The following is an 18,191-nucleotide window of genomic DNA, read 5'->3' on the forward strand; positions in this document are numbered from 1 at the left end:
CTAATTTTTAGTTATATTTAGAAGCCAAATCGTTAGCAGCCTGCTTAAGAACGCTGGTAATTGAATCATCAAATTTTCCAGCTTTAAGAGCAGCCATTGTTTCAGGGTGCTTAGATCTTAAGAACTCGATATATTCGATTTGGAATTCTTTTACTTTTCTGATAGGAACGTTTCTTAATAAGTTTTCAGTTCCAGCGTAGATCATAGCAACTTGGCTGTCTACAGGAAGCGGAGAATTTACCGGCTGCTTAAGAAGCTCTACGTTTCTTTCTCCTTTAGAAATAACTGCTAAAGTAGAAGCATCAAGATCAGAACCGAATTTAGCAAACGCTTCCAATTCTTTATATTGAGCCTGGTCTAACTTAAGAGTACCAGAAACTTTTTTCATTGATTTAATCTGAGCATTACCTCCTACTCTCGATACAGAGATACCTACATTGATCGCAGGACGAACCCCTGAGTTGAACAAGTCAGACTCTAAGAAGATCTGTCCGTCTGTAATAGAGATTACGTTAGTTGGAATATATGCAGAAACGTCTCCAGCCTGAGTTTCGATAATCGGAAGTGCTGTTAATGAACCACCACCTTTTACAATTGGTCTTAGAGACTCAGGTAAATCATTCATCTGGCTAGCAATTTTATCATCAGCGATAACTTTAGCCGCTCTTTCCAACAATCTTGAGTGAAGATAGAAAACATCTCCAGGATAAGCCTCACGTCCCGGTGGTCTTCTCAATAGAAGAGAAAGCTCACGGTATGCAACTGCTTGTTTAGATAAATCATCATAAACGATCAATGCCGGTCTACCAGTGTCTCTGAAGAACTCACCAATAGAAGCACCTGCCATTGCAGAATATACCTGCATTGGAACCGGATCTGATGCGTTAGCAGCAACGATTACCGTATATGCTAAAGCTCCTTTATCAGATAATGTTTTAACGATTTGTGCTACAGTAGACGCTTTTTGTCCGATAGCAACATATATACAATATACAGGCTGACCTGCATCAAAAAATTCTCTCTGGTTGATGATCGTATCAATCGCAACAGTAGTTTTACCTGTTTGTCTGTCACCAATAATAAGCTCTCTCTGCCCTCTTCCTACAGGAATCATAGAGTCGATAGCAACGATACCTGACTGTAAAGGCTCAGTTACCGGCTGTCTGAAGATAACTCCAGGAGCTTTTCTTTCTAATGGCATTTCGTATAACTCCCCTGTAATAGGACCTTTACCATCGATAGGGTTACCAAGAGTATCTACTACTCTTCCTAACATCCCTTCTCCTACTTTGATAGAAGAAATTCTGTTTGTTCTTTTTACTGTATCTCCTTCTCTTACTAATTTACTTTCACCAAGTAGAGCAACACCCACGTTGTCTTCTTCAAGGTTTAGTACAATACCTTCTACATCACTAGAAAATTTCACCAACTCTCCGTATTGTACGTTTTCTAACCCGTATACACGAGCAATACCATCACCGATGGTTAAAACTGTACCTACTTCCTCAACATTAGATTGAGTATCGAAGTTGGCCAATTGCTGTTTTAAGATCGCAGATACTTCTGCCGGATTTATTTCTGCCATTGTATGGTTGTTTTTTCTTAATTTAAATGAAAATCTTTTTTAATCTGATTAAGCTTAGACTTTACAGATGCATCTACCTGCTGGTCTCCAACTCTTAAAATATAACCTCCTAAAATTTCCGGTTTTACATTTACGTTCAAATCGAAGTTTGAGTTAGGATTCACCAAGTTGGTAGATCTCAGGATCTGATCAAGATTTTCTTTAGAAAGCTGAGTCGCCGTTGTAAGAGTTACTCTCTGTACACCGTTGATATCTTCAACTTTATTAATGAACTCCTGAGCAATATTTTTTAATTGGTTTTCACGACCTTGCTTAATCACCAATGTAATCAAATTCTGAGAAGAAATTGATAAACCTTTGAAAATCTCTTTTGCTACTTCTACTTTCTTTTTAGAATCAATGTATGGCGTATGGAAAAATTTGTTTAAGTCAACAGATTCAGCCATAATCTTCACCACATCTTTCATTTCAGAAAATACAGTAGCCGTTTGCCCTGATTCGTTTGTGAAATCAAGTAAACCTTGTGCGTATCTTTTAGCTACTTTAGATGTAAGCATGATTAGTTAAGGTTTGATTTGTTTAAATAATTTTGAACTAATTCGTTTTGAGCTTCGCTGTTATCTAATTTTTGTTTCAAGATAGATTCTGCGATGTTCACAGATAAAGCACCAATCTGAGTTTTGATGTCTGCCATTGCAGCATTTTTCTCAGCATTGATTGTTTGCTTAGCAGCTTCGATTATTTTATCACCTTCAGCCTGAGCAACATCTTTAGCCTCACCTACGATTCTATCTCTGATGTCTCTTGCGTCTTTAAGGATAGCATCTCTTTCTATTTTAGCCTCACGAATGATTCTTTCGTTATCTTCTTTCAATGTTTCCATCTCTTTTTTCGCTAATGTAGCTTGGTTAAGAGCGTCAACAATAGAAGTTTCTCTATCATTAATTGATTTTAAAATAGGTTTCCAAGCGAATTTACCTAACAAAAACAATAGTGCTAGAAAAATAACAGACTGAATAATAAATAATCCTGATGAAAACTGGTGAATTAATTCCATTATATTAATGTATAAATAATTATTATTTTTTTCTTAAATAACCACTACTCGTAACCAACCGTTACGGATAGTGGTTTTTGTTTTAATTAGTTTACTGCGAATAGAGCAGCAAACGCAACACCTTCAACAAGTGCAGCAGCAATAAGCATAGCTGTTTGGATTTTTCCAGATTGCTCAGGTTGTCTAGCGATAGCTTCAAGAGCAGCAGCTCCGATTTTACCAAGACCAATACCAACACCTAGTACTACGATACCAGCACCTACAATTTTAGGGATTTCCATAATATATAATTTTAAAAATTTGTTTCTTTTTATTTAAATCTAATTAATTAGTGAGCTGCATGATGTTCGTGCTCGTGCTCCTGTACTGCCATTCCGATGAACAAAGCCGATAACATTGTAAAGATATAAGCCTGTAAGAATGCTACCAATACTTCCAATAAATAGATTACTAATGTTAAGAACGGGAATGCAATACCTGCAGCAACATTCTTAAATACATAGATCAAACCGATCAAACTCATTACTACGATGTGCCCTGCTGTCATGTTTGCAAAAAGACGGATCATCAATGCGAAAGGCTTAGTAATTGTTCCCAATAATTCGATTGGCAACATGATTAATTTCATCGGTACAGGAACTCCCGGCATCCAGAAGATGTGTTTCCAGTAATCTTTATTTGCAGAGAATGTAGTAATTAAATAAGTAAGGATCGCCAAGAAGAATGTCATAGTAATATTACCCGTAACATTGATTCCGAAAGGCATTAGCCCTAATACGTTTAAGAATAAAATGAAGAAAAATACTGTTAAAAGATAACCCATAAATCTCTTATATTTATGACCGATGTTTGGAATTGCAACTTCGTCTCTTACAAAAATAATCAACGGCTCTAAAAATCTTGCAGCACCTGTAGGAACCTGAGACTTTTTATAAGACTTAGCAACTCCTGTAAACAATACTAATAAAAAGACTGAACCTAATAAAAGAACAAGAACGCTCTTTGTAATAGACAAGTCTAAAGGCATTTCATTGGTTGGAAAACCATCTTCACCGTGTTTCAATTCTCCTGACGCATCAGTCTTGAAAATTTTCTCATGGTGCAATTTATAATAAGAACCATCAACTTCAGTAACCTCTCCATGCATGAAACCTTCTTTACTGTTACTCATAAAAGCATGGAATCCGTTGTCATAAAAAATAACAGGAAGAGGGAAACCGATATGATGACCTTCTTTATCCACCATCAATGTAAAATCGTGTGCATCTAAGATGTGATGATCGATGTGCTCTTTTATATCTTTCTTTACTTTGTCTTTCTCTGAAAGCTCTGTAGTAGCCCCCGCCTCGGCAGTAGCCTCACCGTGCTGTGCAGACACTAAGTTTAATACAAAAATACTGTAGAATAAAACTGCGAATTTCTTAAACATTGATAGGTTTTTTTCGTTGTGCAAAAATATAATAATTTTTCTAGTTTCAATAAATAATTTTACTGTTTTTTGTCATGATTAATCAGCTTAATCGCATAGTAGGTAAGCAGCGTTGTCAGAACAAAATAAGGGATTATAAAATGAAATTTATACCCTGGAATGACCTCAAAGTTCAATTTCTTTCTGATTAAATACATTAAAACAAACTTCAGAAGAATCAAACCGATGACAGACAATCCTAAAAACTCCGGAACCACTTTATTAATTAATACGATAAGTGTGATCATCATCATGAACATTACACTTAAAAATAAATAAAACTTTACGATCACAATTTCATCCAAATGAAAAACAAATTTCCACAAAGAAAAATGAATCGCAAATGTTAAAAAAAACAATACAGTAACCAGAATGTTTGGATTAATTTTCATTTCAAAATCTATTTTCTTCCTAACATCTATTAGGCTAATTTTAATTGATCACAAAAATAGACTTTTTCTATCTTATTTTACTATGATTTGATTTATATCATCTCATGAATTTATACCTTATATATAATATTACGTGCAGAAGGGATATATATATTAAAAAATTCCTTATTTTTGCAAACCTATAATTTACAATACATATGTTTAATAGTTTACAGGATAAATTAGACAAAGCACTTCATAATATTTCAGGAAGAGGAAAAATCACGGAAATCAATGTTGCGGAAACCGTAAAAGAGATTCGTAGAGCATTGGTAGATGCCGATGTTAATTATAAAGTTGCCAAAGATCTTACGAAAAGAGTTCAGGATAAAGCGTTGGGAGAAAATGTTCTTACGTCGCTTACACCGGGACAGCTGATGACGAAAATCGTTCACGACGAATTGGTGGATCTAATGGGAGGTTCTCAGGAAGGAATCAATCTTTCAGGAAAACCGTCTGTTATTCTTATTGCAGGTCTTCAAGGTTCAGGTAAGACTACTTTCTCCGGAAAATTAGCGAATTATTTAAAGACGAAAAGAAATAAAAAACCTCTTTTAGTAGCATGTGACATTTATCGTCCTGCTGCGATCGACCAGCTAAAAGTGTTGGGTGGACAAACAGGAGTTCCCGTTTATACTGAAGAAGGCAATATGGATCCTTCAGTTATCTCTCAAAACGCCATTAATTTTGCTAAATCTAACGGTCACGATGTTGTTATCGTGGATACGGCGGGTCGTTTGGCAATTGATGAGCAGATGATGAATGAGATTAAAACTGTTCACACCACCATTAAGCCAAACGAAACACTTTTCGTTGTAGATTCAATGACGGGTCAGGATGCGGTGAATACTGCGAAAGCATTCAACGACACTTTGAATTTTGACGGAGTTGTTTTAACGAAATTAGACGGTGATACCCGTGGTGGAGCTGCGCTGACGATTCGTTCTGTGGTTGAAAAACCAATCAAGTTCATTTCTACAGGTGAGAAAATGGAAGCTTTAGATCTTTTCTACCCTGAAAGGATGGCGGATAGAATCCTGGGAATGGGAGACGTTGTTTCTTTGGTAGAAAGAGCTCAGGAGCAGTTTGACGAAGAAGAAGCCAAAAAACTTCATAAGAAAATTGCTAAAAATGAGTTTGGCTTTGATGATTTCCTGAAGCAGATCAACCAAATCAAGAAAATGGGTAACATGAAGGATTTGATGGGGATGATTCCTGGAGTTGGAAAAGCGATTAAAGATGTTGAAATCAGCGATGATGCGTTTAAGCATATTGAAGCAATCATTCATTCTATGACTCCGGATGAAAGAAGAAGACCTTCTATTATCAATACTCAAAGAAAAAACAGAATTGCAAAAGGTGCAGGAAGAAAAATTGAAGACGTAAATGCTTTAATGAAACAATTTGACCAAATGGGGAAAATGATGAAGATGATGCAGGGACCTCAAGGAAAGCAAATGATGCAGATGATGAGCAAAATGCCAAATATGCCGGGAATGGGCGGAATGTTTGGAAAATAATTTCATAACAAACAATTCAAAATATAAAATCCGACTCAAAACTGAGTCGGATTTTATATTTTTATCTTTAAATAATTAGATTACTTATCAGATTTTTGAGCTTTAGCTTTGATGAAATAAGAGAAACCTACGTTTACACCAAAATTGCTCGTTGTAGTTTTAACTTCCGTTCCAAAATAAGTGTCTTTGTTGTAAAACTGATCAAATCCAACACCTAAATTGATTCCTAAAGATTGAGTTGCCATATAAGTAACTCCTGCTTTTGCTTTCCAAGCTAAACCATCAGTTGTACTATCTCCTTCAAAAAGCAGCGGATCCATAATTGAACTGTTAATGCTATATTTTGTTTTGCTTGAAGCATAACCGATTCCTGCACCTACAAATGGGAAAAATTTACTTCCTGTATTGAAATAATATGTTGCAGTAGGCATTACAGAAAAAGTAGAAACAGTTACTTTATCACCATCCTGCTTAGTTGTTCTGCTGTCGAATCCTAAATCGATTCCTACAGCTAAACCGTCAATTACAAAATAACCCACGGAAGGAGTAACAGAAAAACTGCTAATTTTAGGTCCGTCTAAAGATTCTCCGTTAGCTTTTACTTTCGAGCTTGTAGCGTTAAAACCTAACCCTGTGTTACCACTGATTACCCAGTCTCCTTTAGTCATTTGAGCGTTTGATAAACCGAAAAGTGCAATTGCACCGGCTAATAATACTTTTTTCATAGTTATTAATTTAATTAAAGTTAATGTTCTTAAATGTACAAAAAGCCCTAAGAAAACTTAGGACTTTATTTTTACTATTTTTGCTTACTTATTTAGCGAAAACATACTTAACTCCGAAAGTTACAGAAGATAAGTTTAAACCAAATGTATAGTTGTTTGTAGCATCACCATCTTTTGGTTTGTAGTTATTGTAACCAAACTCACCGATAGTAGCTTCGATAGACCAGTTTTTGTTTAAGAAATAATCTAAACCTGGCTTAACAGTTACACCAACCTGAGTGTATTTAGCTTCTGTAGAAGTTGATACAGTAGTTACTGTAGAACCTGTAGAAGTTACAGTAGAGTTCTCAGTTTCAGTTTTACCAAACTGCATTGGCACTGCCAATTGACCGAAGATGTATAATTTATCTCCTAAAGTCCAGTATTTTCTTACGAAAGGAGCAACAACAAATGCAGGCTCTTTTACTTCGTTTGTAGATACAGAAGTAGCATTAGGAAAAGCAACTGTAGAGATATTAGTTCTTTTTTCTGTTTGATATCCTACTCCTACACCTACTGCTAAGTTTGTTCCTACAAAATATCCAACTGTTGGTAATACGTTAAAGTTTTCTACTTTATTGTTACCGTTGTTAGTCTCTTCTTGAGAATATCCTACTGAACCAGATAAATATGCAGTTCCTTTAGCAATTTGAGCATTTGATAAACCGAAAAGTGCAACAGCACCTGCTAGTAATACTTTTTTCATTTTTTTAAAATTTTAATACTTTCTGACCGCAAATTTACAGTGATGCTGTGGTAGTATTACAATTTGTTAACGTGATTAATATCATTCGTTAATATTAGCAATTTTCGATAAAAAATCTTATTAATTAGAGAGTTTTAGCTTTTTCACAAAATTTTGAATAAAAAAACTCCAATCTTTCAATCGGAGTCAAATATAATTGATTTAAAAAAAATCTTAGTTTAAGAAAAAATTGGCACCAAAGTTAACAGCACCAAAGCTGAATCTGTCGTTACCGTCCCAATAAGGGCCTCTTCCTTTATATTTACTGCTAATATTCTGGAATCCTAAATACAATTCTGCCTTTTTCATCTGATATCCTACTCTTGGCGCAACATACAGACCGCTGTTAATATAATCTCTGGTAGAAATTGCTGCTCCCAAATCTAATCCTACAAAAAGAGGAAGATTATTAAATTTATATTTTCCGGACGCTGCAATAGGTACAAAACCGAAATCATCTACATTATCTTTCCCAAAAAAATGAGAATATCCTGTAGTAACACCAATATCCAGCCCTTTAGTAATATTCCACATATAAGCCGCATCGATACCTAATGTAACGCTTGCTGCATCTGAAGCATCACCCAGCGGAGCACCAATATGCCCACCCAATCTAAATCCTTCCTGCGCCTGCGCAAGACCACCGAACAGTGCAAAAGCACCTACTAATAATAGTTTTTTCATTTTTAATAAGTTTATATATTGAACTGAGAAATATATTCTATCTAAAATCGAAACCAAAGTGTGGTATCATATAATATAACGAAAAAGCGACACAAAATTTGTGCCGCTTTAATTTTTTATGAAAAAAATTCTTAGTTATTTCCGAATTTAAATCCTACTCCCACTTGCGCAAAGCTGTTGGTAATTTTACCACCGCTGTTATCGTTTGATAGGTTTGAAACTCCTAAACTGTATCTTGCATCAAAGAATAATCCGTTTTCCAACATATATTCAACTCCTACAAACGGAGCAAGATTCAACTTTTTGATATCTTTTTTAATATCTACTTCTCCTTCACCGTTATCATCTTCAATATCTATAGAAATAAAATCTGAACCAATTACAGTTTTTTGTTTTGCTGTAAGGATAATTCCGAAGTTAGCACCTGCAGCAACTGATAAACCTTCAGTAATGAAATATTTTGCAGAAACCGGAACCAACAATGTTCCGAAAGTTACTTTTGTCTGTTCACCGAAAAACATTCCTCCAGCGTTTACTCCATCGATCTTTTCTTTACCTCCAAGCTGAGAGTACAAAACTTCTGCCTGAAAACCGAATTTATCACTGATTTTGTATTCTGCCATACCTCCAACATAGAAAGTATACTTAGGATCCATACTTCTTTTTCCTAAGTCATCCTGATTTTCGTCAATTTTAAGTGTAGACATTGCAAAACCTGCTTTCGGTCCGAATCTGAATTCCTGAGCATTTACACTCATTCCCATCACAGCTATTGCAGCAGCGAATAATAATTTTTTCATTGTTAAAAAGTTTTTTTTTAATTAATTCGGGGCAAAAATAGTATTTTTTTTCAAATACAAAAGTTTTAGGTCGTATTTCACAAAAATAAAAGGGCAGAACAATTGTTATTGTTCTGCCCTTTTATTGATTTTATATGATTAATTAATCGTTTCTCTGTCTTTTATCTTCGTCGTTGTAAGCCAGAATAATTTTTCTAACAACAGGGTGCCTTACAACATCTTCTTCTGTAAGGTGTACAAAACCTATTTCTTTCACATTCCCTAAAATTCTCATGGCTTCTTTTAATCCAGATTGTTGTTTCGGCGGCAAATCTACCTGGGTAGGATCTCCTGTGATGATAAATTTCGCATTCATCCCCATTCTGGTTAAAAACATTTTCATTTGGGAATGTGTTGTGTTTTGCGCTTCATCCAAAATAACAAAAGCATCATCCAGCGTTCTTCCTCTCATAAATGCTAATGGAGCTACTTCAATTACTTTTTTCTCGATAAAACCTTCCAGTTTTTCATGCGGAATCATATCTCGAAGCGCATCATATAAAGGCTGCAAATAAGGATCAAGCTTTTCTTTTAAATCACCAGGTAAGAATCCCAGACTCTCTCCTGCTTCTACGGCCGGTCTTGTTAAGACAATTCTTTTAACTTCTTTATTTTTTAAAGCTCTTGCCGCCAAAGCCACACTGGTGTAAGTCTTCCCTGTTCCGGCTGGCCCTATGGCAAAAACCATATCTTTTTTCTCAGTTTCCTTTACCAGTTTTTTAAGATTAGTGGTTTTAGCTTTAATTATTTTTCCGTTGACACCTTTTACAATGATGTCCTGATCAAAAACAAGTTGCTTTTCGGTTTCATCTTTTATGTTAAGAAGATTTTCAACGTCTTTTAGACTTATAGAATTGTTTTTTGAAATAAAATTGACAATATCATCAAGCTTTGTCTTAAATACATCTAAAGCTTCCTGATTTCCCATCGCAAAAATATAGTGATCTCTCCCTGTAATTTTCAGTGTCGGAAAAGTTGATTTTATTAAATTGAAATATTGGTTATTAACTCCATAGAAGATTTTTGAATCGATCTCTTCCAAATCATATGTTAATTCAAACATGCAGTATTTTTATTTTAGAATTTAAATTTAAACTTTTTTTTGAAATTTATATCAAATTCTTTTCCATAATATCTCGGGCTTTCTTTTTATTTTAGATAAATTTGCAATATTCGATTATTTCACAAACTACAATGTCAATTATTACCCTTACTTCAGATTTCGGAAATTTGGATTACAGAGTTGCCGCTTTGAAAGGCAGTATTCTGTCTCTAAATCAAGAGGTTAATATTGTTGATATTACTCACGATATTCAGGCTTTCAACCTTATACAGACCTCATATATTGTAAGAAACGCTTACAAACATTTTCCGAAAGGCACTATTCACATTCTTTCCGTTGATAGTTTTCAGCATAAATCACGGAAAAATATTTTATATAAATCAGCCGGACATTATTTTATTTCGGCGGATAACGGGCTTCTAAGTTTAATTTTCTTTGATATTAAACCTGAAGCGATTTATGAAATCACATTAAATAACAGATTCGACGACATTGTCAATTTCACTTCAACAGACGTTTTTGTTCCTGCAGCTGTGCATTTGGCAAATGGCGGACTTCCTGAAGTTATTGGGCGAAAAATAGATTCTGCAAAACAGCTTTTATTCCCAAAACCTGTCTTTAATGAGTCTGAAAAAATCATTATTGGGGAAGTTAACTATATTGATAATTTCGGAAATATAATTTCAAATATCAACAAAGATTTTTTTGAAACAATTAGCAAAGGATACGAAAATTTCACCATAAAATTCAGAAATCTGGCTCTTTCAAAAGTATTTTCAAGTCATACGGAAGTAGTTTCCGACTGGGAAAGAGAGACCGAATTTCATGGTCAGTCTGCGGCAATATTCAATGACAGTCAGCTTTTGGAGTTAACGATATACAAAGGAAGCAAAAAGAACGGTGCCAAAAGTTTATTCGGAATGAATGTAGGAGAAAATATTTACATTGAATTTTCCTAAAATTTAATATTTCATAAAAAAATCGATTTTTTTTATATATTTGTCAAAATCTAAAAATTAAAAATGGCAGAATACAAATTATTGCTTCCTTCCATGGGAGAAGGTGTTATGGAAGCGACAATTATCACTTGGTTGTTCAACGAAGGCGATAATGTAAAGGAGGATGATTCCGTAGTAGAAATTGCAACTGACAAGGTAGATTCAGACGTTCCGACACCGGCTTCGGGGAAAATTGTAAAGATTTTGAAACAAAAGGACGAAGTTGCAAAAGTAGGTGAAGCCATTGCCATTTTAGAAATTGAAGGTGAAGGTGGAAACACAGTTTCAGAAGAAGTAAAGACTGAAACTCCTGTTTCAACTCCGGATGCTGAAACATTAAAAACGATTGAAGAGCCATTACAGACTACTGCTTCAACAGAGTTTTCGGGAGATATTTACCTTTCTCCGCTTGTAAAATCAATCGCACAACAAGAAAATATTTCTGAAACTGAACTTAAATCTATTAAAGGAAGCGGTTTAGAAGGAAGAATTACCAAAGAAGATATTTTAGCTTACGTAAGTAACAGAGGAAATCAGCCTGTACAGAAAGCTGCTCCGGTACAGGTAGCTTCTACTCCACAACCGGTTGCGACTTCAGCTCCGGCTTCTACCATTTCTGTTGCAGCAGGTGACGAAATCATTCCAATGGACAGAATGAGAAAGATCATTGCTGAAAATATGGTGAAAGCAAAACAAATTGCTCCGCACGTGACTTCTTTCATTGAAACCGACGTTACTAACGTTGTAAAATGGAGAGCTAAAAACAAAGATATGTTCGAAAAACGTGAAGGTGAAAAATTAACTTTCATGCCAATTTTTGTAAAAGCAATTGTAAAAGCAATTCAGGATTTCCCTATGATCAATGTTTCTATTAACGGAGATAATATCATTAAAAAGAAAAATATTAATATCGGTATGGCAACTGCTTTACCAGACGGAAATCTTATTGTTCCCGTTATTAAAAATGCTGACCAATTATCACTCTCAGGGTTGGCAAAAGCAATTAACGATTTAGCCTACAGAGCAAGAAACAAAAAATTAAGACCAGAAGACACTCAAGGTGCAACTTATACGATTTCTAACGTAGGAAGCTTCGGAAACCTTATGGGAACGCCAATTATTCCTCAGCCTCAGGTTGCTATTATGGCAATTGGAGCTATTGTTAAAAAACCGGCAGTTCTTGAAACTAAAGACGGTGATGTAATTGCAATCCGTCAGTTGATGTTTATGTCTCACTCTTACGATCACAGAGTTGTAGACGGATCTTTAGGTGGAATGATGCTGAAGCACGTTCATGATTACCTTCAAAACTGGGATCTGAATACAGAAATATAAGTAATGAATAATCGGCAAGAGTAATTTTGTCGTTTCAAAATAGAAGCCTTCGATTTTTCGGAGGTTTTTTATTAAATATATAATATGATTAAAATTTCTTTGTAAAGAAAAATAAAAAAGCGAATTATTATTACCGTTATTATCATTAAAATAATAGCTTACATATTGTATATTCTAAATATATTCACTATTTTTGCACCTCGAAATAATTAACAAATTCATTTAACATTATGAACAATTACGAAACTGTTTTCATTTTAACTCCCGTTCTATCTGAAGCTCAGGTGGAGGAAGCAGTGAACAAATTTGTAGATCTTTTGAAAGAAAAGAACTGCGAGATCGTTGCCAAAGAAAATTGGGGACTAAAAAAATTAGCTTATCCTATTCAATTGAAAAAGAATGGATTTTACACTTTAATTGAGTTTAAAGGTGAAGGTACTGTAGTTGCTGATCTAGAATTAGCATTCAAACGTGACGAGAGAGTAATCCGTTACCTTACTACAAAACTAGACAAGCATGCTATCGAGTACGCTATCACTAGAAGAACTAAAGTAAAAACAGCTAAGGCTTAATTATTAACCCAAAATTAAAAAAGACAAGACATGGCAATAGATGATATGGCTAAACAAGCCTCAGCTGGAGGAGAATCTGAAGTAAAATTCCTTACTCCGCTTGATATTAATACAAAAACTGATAAAAAGTACTGTAGATTCAAAAAATTCGGAATTAAGCACGTTGACTACAAAGATGCTGATTTCTTATTACAGTTCGTAAACGAGCAAGGTAAAATTTTACCAAGAAGATATACTGGAACTTCTTTGAAATACCAAAGAAAAGTTTCTGCTGCTATCAAAAGAGCAAGACACCTTGCTTTGATGCCTTACGTAGCTGACTTGTTGAAATAAGCCAACAAAAAAAATAAATAAAAGAAGAGAGCTTGCTTTCTTCTTTTGTTGCTGAATAAATAATTTTAATTCTAACTTGATTTTAGACATTCTAAAATCTAAAAAAGGACAACAACAATGGACATTATTCTAAAAAAAGACGTAGAAAACTTAGGTCTTGAATTCGATACAGTAAGCGTAAAGCCTGGTTATGCAAGAAACTTCTTGTTACCTCAAGGTATCGCTCTTTTAGCTACACCTAAAAACAAAGCAGCTCTAGAAGCTACCTTGGAAGCTAGAAAAGAAGAAGAAGCTAAATTAATCGCTACAGCAAACGGTGTAGTAGATCAATTGAAGAAAACTTCTATCACAATTCCTGCAAAAGTAGGTTCTGGTGACAAATTATTCGGATCTATCAACAATGCAGATCTTTCTGCTGCTCTTGCTAAAGCTGGAGTTTCTGTTGATAAGAAATATATCAAAATTCCAGGGAACACTATTAAGAGAACTGGTAAAGTAACTGCAAACATCAGATTACACAGAAACGTTGAATACAACTTCGAATTCGATATCGTATCTGACGCACCGGTAGAAGCTCCTAAACCAGCTGCTCCTAAAAAAGTTGCTGTAGAAGAAACTCCTTCTGAAGAAGCTTAAGATTACGAGATTTTTCTCTAACTATATAAACCCACTTCAATTGAAGTGGGTTTTCTTTTATCACTCTCCTTGACTTTCTCTAAACTAATTAGATTCGATTTAATACGTCTAATCTTTACCCACTAAACGGAAAATAATATTCATTATCCTTTTTCAGATAAAGATTCCCATTATAAATATTTTAGAGTTTTTAGGCAAAAAATTTGCTATAATTCCTGAAATTTGATTTATGAAAATTCAGGAAATCGTATCAAAACAAAAAGACTTTTTTAAAACACAGCAAACGAAAAATATTAAATTTCGAAAAATGTATCTTGAGAAACTTAGGGACCTGATTATAGAAAATGAAAATCTTTTATATGAGGCAATTCAGAAAGATTTTGGAAAGTCTAAATTTGATACTTTTACTACCGAAATTTCTTTTGTTTTAAATGATATTAAATATTACCTTAAAAATTTAAAATCCCTTTCAAAGCCTAAAAAAGTAAATACAAATCTTGTTAATCAAATCGGAACAAGCAGAATTCATCAGGAACCATTAGGAAATATTCTCGTCATCGGGGCATGGAATTATCCTTATCAATTATCACTTTCTCCTATTGTCGCAGCATTGGCAGCGGGCAACTGCTGTGTTTTAAAGCCCAGTGAAATTGCAGAAAATACAATGAAGATCATGGTGAAAATTATTAATGAAAATTTTCCACCGGAATATGTCTATGCTTACGAAGGCGGCATTGAAGAAACGACAGAACTTTTAAAATTAAAATTTGACAAAATATTTTTCACCGGAAGTACAAAAGTGGGAAAAATTGTTTATAAAGCTGCCGCAGAAAATTTAACATCTGTAACGTTGGAATTAGGTGGAAAATCCCCTGCAATTATTACCAAAGAAGCCAATCTTGAAGTCGCAGCCAAAAGAATTGTTTGGGGGAAATTTTTAAATGCCGGACAAACCTGTGTCGCTCCGGATTATTTATTGGTTGAAGAATCAATTCAGGAGCAGTTTTTAGAAATGCTTAGAAAATATATTCAGGAGTTTAACTATACATCGGATTCTGATTATTACACAAGAATTATTAATCAAAAGAATTTTGAACGATTGATAAAATTAATTAATAAAGATAAAATTTACTTTGGAGGAACTTCGGATAATGAAAAATTGTACATTGAACCAACGATTTTAACGAATATTAATTGGGATGATGAAGTTATGCAGGAAGAAATTTTCGGTCCGATTTTACCCATTATTTCATTTACAAATTTTAATATTATTTTAAACGAAATTTTAGAACACGAAAAACCTTTAGCCGCTTATTTATTCACAAATAATTCTGAAGAAAAAGAAAACTTTACTCAAAAATTATCTTTTGGAGGAGGATGCATTAATGATGTAGTTATGCATTTAGGAAATGATAATCTGCCTTTCGGCGGCGTGGGAAACTCCGGAATCGGCAATTACCATGGTAAGTTCGGTTTTGAGACTTTTTCACACCAAAAAGCCGTTCTAGAAAGAACAACATGGGGAGAACCGAATATTAAATATCCTCCCTATTCAGATAAAAAATTAAATTGGATTAAAAAATTTCTTTAGAAAACAAAAAAAACCGGAAAATTTCCGGTTTTTTATTTTAAGATTTTGGAGCCCATTGCTTGAAAAACTCTTTTACTTTTTCAAGGCTGTAGCCTTTTCCTTCTTCCAAAACTTCACTATTCTGAACATGGATCATTTTTCCGTTTTTATCTAAAACAATAAAAACCGGATATCCAAATTTCTTTCCCGGATCCCCGTATTTAGCAAATACTTCTTTATTCTCGTTTTCAGGAGAAAAATTTAAATGATAATATTCGTAGTTTTTATCTACAATAGATTTCAATTCTGGAGTTGTCTGTACGTATTGATTAAAACGAAGACACCAAATACACCAGTTCCCACCCGCCTGAATCATAATATTTTTCTTCTCCTTTTTTGCTTTCGCAATCAAATTCTGGATATCTTTTTCCGCATCGGCTTTCGGATCGTAAGGCTTAGGAAACTTTGCTTTCTCTTCTGCTGATTTTTTCTTGGCATCCAATTCTGCATGATCTGCTTTTACCAATAAGGCTTTGTCAGTATCTTTTGCTTCGGGTTTATCTTTCAACTCCTGAGAAAAAGCTAAAAAACTTAAACCCAAAAATGCTAGTAACGATAATTTTTTCATAACATAAAAATAAAAAAATAATAGTTATTATCATCAAAAATAGAACCATAATTTTATTATCCGTAAATTTGCCTGTTTTATGAATTTCCTTATCAAAATATTATACTTAATTTCTAAGTTACCACTGAAAATTTTATACATTTTTTCAGATATTATGTTTTTTCTGAACTTTTATATTGTTGGGTATCGGAAAAATGTAATTACCCAAAACTTAAAAAATTCGTTTCCTGAAAAATCTGATGCAGAAATAACAGAAATAAGAAAAAAATTCTATCGTAATTTCTCAGATTATCTTGTTGAAACTATTAAATCTTTTGGTATTTCTGAAAATGAAGCAAAAGTCAGAATGCAGCATATCAACCAAGATCTTTTTCACCAGGCTAAGGCTGAAGGCAAAAATATTATCTTGATGGCTGGTCATGTTTTCAATTGGGAATGGATGAATGCGCTGGCAACTATTACTCCACAAAAAAATTCTCATCCGGTATACCGAAAAGTAAACAGCAGTTTCTGGGAAGATCAGATGAAAATAGTAAGAAATAAGTTTGGTAATGAAGCGTTAGAAGCGAACGAGGTAATTTTGAATATTTTCAGAAACAAAAATGATGGTGAATCAATTTATATGTTCGTTGCAGATCAGACACCGCATGTTGCTCATGTTAATTACGGTTTAAACTTTTTAAATCAGAAAACGCCCGCCTTTATCGGTTATGATAAACTCGCCACAAGAATGGATCTTATTTTCATTTATTGTGAAATGAAGAAAGTAAAAAGAGGTTTTTATCAGGTTAATTACCATAGAATTTATTCCGACGGAGAAAAGTTTGTGAAAAATGAAGTGGTAAGAAAGTTTCATCAACTGCTTGAAAATACAATCAAAAAAAATCCTGACAACTATCTATGGTCACACAGAAAATGGAAATACCAGGATTCTATTAAAACTTACGACGGCGAATAAATGACACAACAACCTAAAAATCTTGCAGTTGTCATCTTAAATTGGAATGGTAAAAACTGGCTTCAAAAATTTCTTCCCAGCGTAATCACTTTCTCCAAAGATGCTGAAATATACGTTATTGACAACCATTCTGATGACAATTCAGTTGAATATCTAAAACAAAAATTTCCTACTGTTAAAATCGTTATTAATGATAAAAATTACGGTTTTGCTGGTGGTTATAATGAAGGTTTAAAAGAAATTGATGCAAAATATTATTGTCTGCTAAATTCTGATGTTGAAGTCAACGAAAATTGGATTGAACCTGTTTTAGATCTATTTGAAAAAAATTCATCAATTTCTGCCATTCAGCCTAAAATTTTATCTTTTAATAATAAAAACTATTTTGAATTTGCGGGAGCCGGTGGAGGGTTAATTGATAATTTAGGTTATCCTTATTGCAGAGGACGGACTTTCGATGATGTAGAAGAAGATAAAGGGCAATATAATGATGAAACGGAGATCTTCTGGGCTTCGGGTTGCTGCCTGTTCATAAGATCTAAAGATTTTTGGCAACAGAAAGGTTTTGATGAAAGATTTTTTGCCCATCAGGAAGAAATTGATCTTTGCTGGAGATTAATCAATTCTGGAAAGAAAATATTTTATACAGGAAAATCCAAAGTCTATCATGTAGGAGGCGGAACTTTAAATAAGCAAAGTGCTCAGAAAACGTATTTAAACATCAGAAACAATTTATCAATGATGTTGAAGAATTTACCATTTCCGAAGTTAATTTGGTTGATATTTTTCAGATTATGCTTAGACGGAATTGCATCATTTTATTTTGCTTACAAAAACGGATTTTCACATCTTTGGGCAGTTGCAAGAGGTCATTTTGGATTTTATGCTCAACTTCCAGGAACTTTGAAACGTCGTCAAAAGCATCAGACTACAAAATATTATCAAACGAAATGGCTTATTTTTAAGCACTTTTTAGGAGGTAAAAAATAATTTAAACTTATTTTA

General features: G+C 33.9%; 21 protein-coding genes. 9 read left to right on the forward strand and 12 right to left on the reverse strand.

The window, feature by feature from the left end; translation table 11 throughout:
- Positions 1-7: 7 nt before the first annotated feature.
- From atpA to ASG22_RS17050, 6 genes are all read right to left on the reverse strand, one after another.
- Positions 8-1,585 carry a F0F1 ATP synthase subunit alpha gene (gene atpA, locus ASG22_RS17025; protein WP_055987292.1) on the reverse strand — a complete coding sequence of 526 codons (1,578 nt, stop codon included), beginning with the start codon at positions 1,583-1,585 and terminating at the stop codon, positions 8-10.
- Between the two features lie 17 nt (positions 1,586-1,602).
- The gene (gene atpH, locus ASG22_RS17030) at positions 1,603-2,142 is read right to left on the reverse strand and encodes an ATP synthase F1 subunit delta (protein ID WP_055987293.1); all 540 of its coding nucleotides are present in this window, start codon (positions 2,140-2,142) and stop codon (positions 1,603-1,605) included.
- 2 nt (positions 2,143-2,144) lie between these two features.
- Positions 2,145-2,642, reverse strand: a complete 498-nt coding sequence (gene atpF, locus ASG22_RS17035; RefSeq protein WP_055987295.1) for a F0F1 ATP synthase subunit B — start codon at positions 2,640-2,642, stop codon at positions 2,145-2,147.
- A gap of 86 nt (positions 2,643-2,728) precedes the next feature.
- Positions 2,729-2,923 (reverse strand): ATP synthase F0 subunit C, encoded by a 195-nt coding sequence (gene atpE / locus ASG22_RS17040; RefSeq protein ID WP_002979108.1) that lies wholly within the window; start codon positions 2,921-2,923, stop codon positions 2,729-2,731.
- Between the two features lie 47 nt (positions 2,924-2,970).
- The gene (gene atpB / locus ASG22_RS17045; protein ID WP_055987297.1) at positions 2,971-4,071 is read right to left on the reverse strand and encodes a F0F1 ATP synthase subunit A; all 1,101 of its coding nucleotides are present in this window, start codon (positions 4,069-4,071) and stop codon (positions 2,971-2,973) included.
- A 59-nt stretch (positions 4,072-4,130) separates the two neighbouring features.
- Positions 4,131-4,502: a hypothetical protein gene (locus tag ASG22_RS17050; protein ID WP_055987299.1), complete on the reverse strand. Its 372-nt coding sequence runs from the start codon at positions 4,500-4,502 to the stop codon at positions 4,131-4,133.
- Positions 4,503-4,699: 197 nt separating this feature from the next.
- Here ASG22_RS17050 and ffh point away from each other — a divergent pair, with 197 nt between their 5' ends.
- Positions 4,700-6,061, forward strand: coding sequence for a signal recognition particle protein (gene ffh, locus ASG22_RS17055; protein ID WP_055987301.1), 1,362 nt, complete (start codon positions 4,700-4,702; stop codon positions 6,059-6,061).
- 80 nt (positions 6,062-6,141) lie between these two features.
- On the opposite strand, the gene ASG22_RS17060 is transcribed toward ffh, so the two are convergent.
- From ASG22_RS17060 to ASG22_RS17080, 5 genes are all read right to left on the reverse strand, one after another.
- Entirely contained in the window at positions 6,142-6,786 is a 645-nt protein-coding gene (locus ASG22_RS17060; protein WP_055987303.1) for an OmpW family outer membrane protein, read from the reverse strand.
- An 88-nt stretch (positions 6,787-6,874) separates the two neighbouring features.
- Positions 6,875-7,531 carry an outer membrane beta-barrel protein gene (locus ASG22_RS17065; protein ID WP_055987305.1) on the reverse strand — a complete coding sequence of 219 codons (657 nt, stop codon included), beginning with the start codon at positions 7,529-7,531 and terminating at the stop codon, positions 6,875-6,877.
- A 213-nt stretch (positions 7,532-7,744) separates the two neighbouring features.
- On the reverse strand, positions 7,745-8,254 hold the full coding sequence (locus ASG22_RS17070) for a hypothetical protein (protein ID WP_055987307.1): 510 nt from the start codon (positions 8,252-8,254) through the stop codon (positions 7,745-7,747).
- Positions 8,255-8,385: 131 nt separating this feature from the next.
- Positions 8,386-9,054 (reverse strand): porin family protein, encoded by a 669-nt coding sequence (locus tag ASG22_RS17075; RefSeq protein WP_055987308.1) that lies wholly within the window; start codon positions 9,052-9,054, stop codon positions 8,386-8,388.
- A gap of 142 nt (positions 9,055-9,196) precedes the next feature.
- Positions 9,197-10,156 (reverse strand): PhoH family protein, encoded by a 960-nt coding sequence (locus ASG22_RS17080; RefSeq protein ID WP_055987310.1) that lies wholly within the window; start codon positions 10,154-10,156, stop codon positions 9,197-9,199.
- Positions 10,157-10,287: 131 nt separating this feature from the next.
- On the opposite strand from ASG22_RS17080, the gene ASG22_RS17085 reads away from it, so the two are divergent.
- The 6 genes from ASG22_RS17085 to ASG22_RS17110 all read left to right on the forward strand — a co-directional run bounded on the left by ASG22_RS17085 (position 10,288) and on the right by ASG22_RS17110 (position 15,621).
- Positions 10,288-11,115: an S-adenosyl-l-methionine hydroxide adenosyltransferase family protein gene (locus tag ASG22_RS17085; RefSeq protein WP_055987312.1), complete on the forward strand. Its 828-nt coding sequence runs from the start codon at positions 10,288-10,290 to the stop codon at positions 11,113-11,115.
- A 63-nt stretch (positions 11,116-11,178) separates the two neighbouring features.
- Positions 11,179-12,489: a dihydrolipoamide acetyltransferase family protein gene (locus ASG22_RS17090; RefSeq protein ID WP_055987314.1), complete on the forward strand. Its 1,311-nt coding sequence runs from the start codon at positions 11,179-11,181 to the stop codon at positions 12,487-12,489.
- 230 nt (positions 12,490-12,719) lie between these two features.
- Complete coding sequence (gene rpsF, locus ASG22_RS17095; RefSeq protein WP_055987316.1) at positions 12,720-13,061, forward strand: 30S ribosomal protein S6; 342 nt, start codon at positions 12,720-12,722, stop codon at positions 13,059-13,061.
- 30 nt (positions 13,062-13,091) lie between these two features.
- The gene (rpsR, locus tag ASG22_RS17100) at positions 13,092-13,394 is read left to right on the forward strand and encodes a 30S ribosomal protein S18 (RefSeq protein WP_055987318.1); all 303 of its coding nucleotides are present in this window, start codon (positions 13,092-13,094) and stop codon (positions 13,392-13,394) included.
- Between the two features lie 117 nt (positions 13,395-13,511).
- The gene (gene rplI / locus ASG22_RS17105; RefSeq protein WP_055987320.1) at positions 13,512-14,030 is read left to right on the forward strand and encodes a 50S ribosomal protein L9; all 519 of its coding nucleotides are present in this window, start codon (positions 13,512-13,514) and stop codon (positions 14,028-14,030) included.
- A gap of 229 nt (positions 14,031-14,259) precedes the next feature.
- Positions 14,260-15,621 carry an aldehyde dehydrogenase gene (locus ASG22_RS17110; RefSeq protein ID WP_055987322.1) on the forward strand — a complete coding sequence of 454 codons (1,362 nt, stop codon included), beginning with the start codon at positions 14,260-14,262 and terminating at the stop codon, positions 15,619-15,621.
- Between the two features lie 37 nt (positions 15,622-15,658).
- Here the strand turns inward: ASG22_RS17110 and ASG22_RS17115 are convergent, their stop codons facing one another.
- A complete protein-coding gene (locus ASG22_RS17115; protein WP_055987324.1) occupies positions 15,659-16,228 on the reverse strand; it encodes a thioredoxin family protein in 570 nt (189 codons plus the stop codon).
- Between the two features lie 79 nt (positions 16,229-16,307).
- On the opposite strand from ASG22_RS17115, the gene ASG22_RS17120 reads away from it, so the two are divergent.
- Positions 16,308-17,186 (forward strand): lysophospholipid acyltransferase family protein, encoded by an 879-nt coding sequence (locus tag ASG22_RS17120; RefSeq protein ID WP_055987326.1) that lies wholly within the window; start codon positions 16,308-16,310, stop codon positions 17,184-17,186.
- Positions 17,187-18,176, forward strand: a complete 990-nt coding sequence (locus ASG22_RS17125; RefSeq protein WP_055987328.1) for a glycosyltransferase family 2 protein — start codon at positions 17,187-17,189, stop codon at positions 18,174-18,176.
- Positions 18,177-18,191: the final 15 nt, after the last annotated feature.

Origin of the sequence: Chryseobacterium sp. Leaf405 (assembly GCF_001425355.1) — a bacterium.
Classification (GTDB): Bacteria; Bacteroidota; Bacteroidia; order Flavobacteriales; family Weeksellaceae; genus Chryseobacterium.